At 62.1% G+C, this 5,447-nt stretch carries 2 protein-coding genes and 3 pseudogenes; 1 reads left to right on the top strand and 4 read right to left on the bottom strand.

Annotated elements, in window-relative coordinates; all coding sequences use genetic code 11:
* Positions 1-388: 388 nt before the first annotated feature.
* Positions 389-707 (top strand): annotated as a pseudogene (locus tag NKH99_RS32390) (glutamine synthetase); the annotation flags it as partial.
* A 212-nt stretch (positions 708-919) separates the two neighbouring features.
* Here NKH99_RS32390 and NKH99_RS32395 read toward each other — a convergent pair.
* The 4 genes and pseudogenes from NKH99_RS32395 to tnpC form a co-directional block, all read right to left on the bottom strand.
* Positions 920-1,153: a hypothetical protein gene (locus NKH99_RS32395; protein WP_353017922.1), complete on the bottom strand. Its 234-nt coding sequence runs from the start codon at positions 1,151-1,153 to the stop codon at positions 920-922.
* Between the two features lie 2 nt (positions 1,154-1,155).
* A pseudogene (locus NKH99_RS32400) lies at positions 1,156-1,383 on the bottom strand (transposase domain-containing protein); the annotation flags it as partial.
* Positions 1,384-1,411: 28 nt separating this feature from the next.
* Entirely contained in the window at positions 1,412-3,481 is a 2,070-nt protein-coding gene (locus NKH99_RS32405) for a recombinase family protein (RefSeq protein WP_353017924.1), read from the bottom strand.
* 445 nt (positions 3,482-3,926) lie between these two features.
* Positions 3,927-4,887: pseudogene (gene tnpC, locus NKH99_RS32410) on the bottom strand (IS66 family transposase); the annotation flags it as partial.
* Positions 4,888-5,447 lie beyond the last annotated feature (560 nt).

A 5,447-nucleotide genomic window follows, 5' to 3' on the forward strand; every position in this document is an offset into this window, starting at 1 on the left:
GCAAGTGACGCATTTCATATTCCCGAGCTCTATTGGTTAGCCGGACGCTGGGGCAAGCGATACCTCGCAAAGGCGCTCACCGAGCACGTTGTTGGAGGAAGTCTTGGTTTTGAAGAGGCAGTTGAGGGCGCCAGAATGATCCTGTATAAAAACAATAGGTCGCTATATAAACTGTAGCGTAGCACGGGTAATTCGTTGGTCGCTCACAATTTATAATGGTTTCAGGGCCAGCCGCTAAAGTTGCAGGCCTTCTTGCGATGAACTCCGAGACCACCTGAAAGCAACGCATTACCGGTGGCGAGCGGATCTTTGAGGTGTCTCGGATCGTTAGAGACATGTGCGGTGGGCGGTGAAACGGGTGCTTGAAGGTCCAGCAAAGAGCGGCGGAGCTGCTTTCAACAATCTCGGCTGTCGCGATCGCGAAGCATCAGTGCGGATTAGCCCCGTGTCTGATTTGAGCGACATTGCCAAGCCCGCCCAATTCAAGTTCGAGTTCCGCGCGGCCGACGCCGCCTCCAGCCCGCATTTGCAGCTCGCAACCATAATTCACGCTGGCGAGGGGCATTGAAGAAGAACTGCCGACACCTGATGCGACCACCGAAGATCTCTCGCTTCTCGATCCCGCCGTACTGGCGGCCCGAGGCCACGTGCGGCTGCCAAAAACTCTGGCCCACGCTCTTAAGCGGCGGAGGCCGAGATCTGCAGTAAGCCAGCCTTTCTTAGCACGAAGGTCGAACAGCATGCCGCCACTGAAGCTCGATCACATTGACTTCAAGATTCTTGACGCCATCCAAAGCGTACGCCTCCGGCGAGGGCTTCACCGGGCTTCACCGGCCTTCACCGGGCCGGTGAAGCCCGGTGAAGACCGCAGACGTGCGCATCCGGCGGCCAGGAGAACCTGAGCACCGGAGTGCTGGGGTCAAGCTTTCTTTGGGGAGATGCGATGATATTCTTCGAGGAGGAGTTTGACCTCCTCGATGCCTTCATCGGTGAAGGCCAAGATCCCGTCGTCATCGTTGGCGCCGTAGACCCAGATGACGCCGTCCTCGGGCTCGAGATCTAGGGTCAGGTCCTGGATGAGCGCTTCGCTGACGCCGAGGTCCCTGGCGACACGTTCGACGGTGTAGACGTGATGCACCTTATTGCGCTGCATGATCAGGCCGCCGCTGGTTGGGTCCGCAGTTTTGCGGACCTCCAATTCCACGGCAGCAAATCATCGATCCGCTGTGCTGGGTGGGCTGCGATGCGCGCCAGGATATCGGCGAGCCAGGCCTGAGGGTCGATGTCGTTCAACTTGGCGCTGGCGATCAGGCTGTAGAGAACGGCAGCGCGCTGTCCGCCGCGATCGGAACCGCAGAACAGCCAGGACTTTCTGCCGAGAGCGAAGACCGATTCATTATGCACCTCCTTTTCAAATGGCGGAAAACAGCGATTCTTGGTTGTCGTCGTGGATGCGACGCGGAGTATTGCGCGTCAAATCGGCCTTGATCCGTTCGTCTTCGAGGTCGCTGGCGCGGATCTGGTAGGGCGCGCCGCGCATGACCTGCTCGGCGGGCAATAGGCCATCCCTGATGAACCGGCGGATTTTGACGTGTGAGACGCCAAGCCGGGCGGCCGCGTCCGACATGGTAAGCCACTCGCCATTCTTGTCGGAAGAGCGATAGCCGCTGATCTTGTGTACCGTGCGCAGCGATTGGACGCGACGCGCGGTCCAGGTCTTTCCCTGACCGGTCTGCATGCCCATGCGGTTGAGTGTGGCAGCGATTTCGGCATCCGACCACCGGGTTGCCATGGATCGCATGATCGCCAGAGCCTCCTCAGGCGTACGCTGGCCATGCTCTCCGGATTTGGGCTTGCGAACCCGTACCTGCGAGTGCTGGCCTCCGTGCCAGTGGATGGTCAAGATCACGTCGCGCCCATCGTCATCGACATCGGCCACGATGTCCTTGATGAGCGCGCGCAGCAGTTGCTGACGACAGCGCATGTCGACACTCGGCGCGTTCCAGGTGGCCTCGAGATTCTGGGCCAAGCCCGTGAAGTCCGGAACCGCGTCGACAGGCTCCACACGCTGGACTTCGCTCAGCCGCGCCTCGCACGTCTCCACGCGCCTGAGCGTGGCTTCCCAACTCTTCTCGAGCTGGGCCGCAATAAGCCGGTTCTCCGGGTCGCAAGCGGCATAGCGGCGCTCGGCGAGCGATGCCTCATAGCGCGCCTGCTGCAGGTCCATCTCGATCATCTGCCGCCGCTTGGCTTCGCTCTCCAGCTGCATGCGTTCAGCCTCCAACGCCGCTTCGATCGCCATCGGCGCAACCGCCTCCAGCGCTTCGCGGGTCACCGCCGCGTCGGTGCGAAAGCCGTTGAACGACATGCATCGCGCCTGGGCCATCATGAGGTTGCCGCGCTCGCAGCGATATACCGGATACCCTTGGCCGCGTCCGGCATACATGACAACCAGTCTTCGCCCGCATCGACCACAGGAGATGAGACCCGGGAGCAGCGCGCGACCGCCGCGGCCCGACTTGACGCCGCCGGCTTTGCCATAAGCGTTGGCCGCTAGCAGTTCCTGGTTCCGTTCGTACTCGCTCCATCCGATGTAGCCTTCGTGATGGTCGTTGAGCACCACCGCCCACTCGCTAGCCGGCTTGTAATGGCCATAGCTCTTGCGAACGCGGCCATCGACGATCTCAGTGCGCTTCTCGCTTTTACCATAGACATAGGCGCCGGCGTAGAATGGGTTCTTCAGGATCGAGATCACGTTGCGGTAGCGGATCGGAACCGAGTCGAAGGACACCATCTTCTTGCCGTCGGAGGGTCTGGGGAAATGCATGCCATCGTCGATCATCGAGATCAGGACCTGGCGCGCACTGCCGAGTTCGCGGAAGCGCGCGAATATCAGGCGAATGGTCTCCTGCAGGCGCATGTCGGGATCGAACCCGAGACCGTAATCGCCGTGCCAGACATAGCCGAAGGGCACGGAGATGCGCAGTTCCCCGCGCTGTGCCTTGGCGCGGGCGGCCTCGTACATGCGGGCACGCAGCACGCCGAGCTCGAACTCGCTGATGCTGCCCTTCATGCCGAGCAGCAGTCGATCGTTCGGCAATCCTGGATCGTAAATCCCGTCCAGATCGATCACGCGTGCATCGACTTCGCCGCACAACTCGAGCAGCCGATGCCAGTCCGGCCCGTTGCGCGACAGACGGGAAGCTTCCAGGCAAAGCACGGCGCCGACCTGGCCGGTGCACAGATCGTCGACCAGGCGCTCGAAACCGGGCCGCTCCACGGCCCCGCTTGCGGTTCGTCCCAGATCCTCGTCGATCACCTCTACTTTGCGGAATCCCCAGCGCCGCGCGACGTCGACAAGCTCATATTGCCGACGCTGGCTCTCAAGGTTGAGCTGAACCTGCGCCTGAGTGGACTGACGCACATAGACGACGGCCTTGCGCTTGAGGACGGCAGTCGGAATCAGATTACCGCTCGTCATCGCAGCTCTCCTCCTCCGTTGCCACGCCGGCGGCGGCCACCATCAGTACGTTGGCGAGCCGGCGATCACTATGGTCCGTTGCGCTGAACTCAGCCCGTTCAGCTTCTGCGAGTCGAGCGGCAAGCTGAGTTGGCGAACGACCACGAGAGATCGTGTCGGGGGTGGCAGGGTTCTCATGTTGCGTCTCCGCGATGGTGAAACCATCCGGAGAGCCTCGCCGGAAACGGCGTTCGATCAAGAGCTTGTGAAGCTCAAGCAGCGCGGCAAGCGATACGCGCGGGGAGCCCAGGTCCATTGTCGGGCAAGTCACCGGATCGACCATCCAGGCGGGAGCGGTAATGACATGCCCGGGCGCGACGACGAGATGAATGATCCGGCCGTTGGCGCGCTCTTCGCTGCGCAGCGAAGCCGGCGTCCGAAATACGGGTGCCAACGGTAATGGACCTCGACCTCCTGCCCAACATGGGCAGAATGACCCCGAGATGGCGATGCCGCGCAGGGCTCGCTCGGCTGCATTGTTGGATAGGCAGATCCGCCCATCGTCGAGGAACCGGGTGAAGGATGACCAGCGGCGCAGCATGTAGTTGAAGGCCTTGTCAGGTCGTGCCCGCGCGAGAGCTTGTCGCGCGTCTTGATCATCCAGCGCTCGAGCTCGGTGACCAGCGGCGCGCTCCGCTCTTGGCGCACCGCGTGGCGTTGGGCCGGCGACAGGCGTTGATCGCGCGCTCGATATCGAACAGGGCATCGATGCGCTTCACGCCTTCAACCGCGAGCGGATAGACCAGGTTGGGCTTCTCGCCGTGCGCCTTCTTGCGCGCCGCCGCTTCGATATCGGCCAGCTCGAACACTTTGCGCCGGCTGTGGGCCCAGCAGCTGGCTTCCAGAATAGGCGCTGGCTGACGGCCCGTCGCATAGAGATCGCCATAACCACCAAAGGCATCGGCCTGCAGAATGCCGCTCCAGCCGGCAAGATGCGCCGCGGGATGTTCGCCTCGGCGATCGCGCGAATAATAGAACACCGCCGCCGGCGGATCGGCGCCACCGAATGGTCGGTCATCACGCACATAGGTCCATACTCGGCCGGTATCGGTCTTGCCCTTGGCCAGGACCGGGACCGTCGTGTCGTCGCCGTGCAGACGTGAAGCGGCCAGCACATGGGCTTCGAGCCGCTTGAACAGCGGCATCAGCGCCGCGACGCCGGCGCCGACCTGATCGGCGAGCGTCGACAGGCTGAGCGGCACGCCTTCGCGGGCATAGCGTTCAGCCTGGCGGTTGAGCGGCTGATGCTGGCCGAACTTCTCGAACAGGATCATCGCCAGCAGGCCGGGACCGGCCCAGCCCCGTGGGGTGGCGTGGAACGGCGCCGGAGCCTGGCTGATCGCCTCGCAGTCGCGGCAGGTGAACTCACATGGGCCGTCAATGTAAAGCGGGTTCAAAAACGCATGTTCGGCACTCCCATCGATCCAGTATCCAGGCTCGAGCTCAACATCTGACTGGAGCACTTCCACCAGTCCAAACTCACATACGGTCGCCGCTTTTTATCGGCCGCACCAAAATCCCTCTTTCGTAGGCGGAGGCTCGGTAGGACAAAACCCTTCTTCTCGTCGGCGCGTGACGCCATATTCACCCTTCGGTTTGTCCTGTCTGGATCTGCCCCGCACCACTGCGGGAGATTGAGGCGATTTTCATCAATCAGGCCGCCTTCAGCTTTGCGCCTTCAATGACCACTCCATGAACGGCATATTTCCAGAGAGCTACAAGAAGCTTGTCAAGCGAAGTGAGGATTTGACCCCTGGGGCGAAACGAAGAACTGACCCCGTCATTGTTTTGCGGTTTCGTTGGTGTCGGGGGGGGGGGGGGGGGGGGGGGGGGGGACGGGCGCCGCCCGAGTAGGCTGAGGGAGGGGCGGGGGGGACAGGGGTGGTGGGCGAGGCGAGAAATGTATAGGGAAGAAAAGAGGGAGAGC

The sequence above is a fragment of the Mesorhizobium sp. M0854 genome, from assembly GCF_040319815.1.
Taxonomy (GTDB): Bacteria; Pseudomonadota; Alphaproteobacteria; order Rhizobiales; family Rhizobiaceae; genus Mesorhizobium.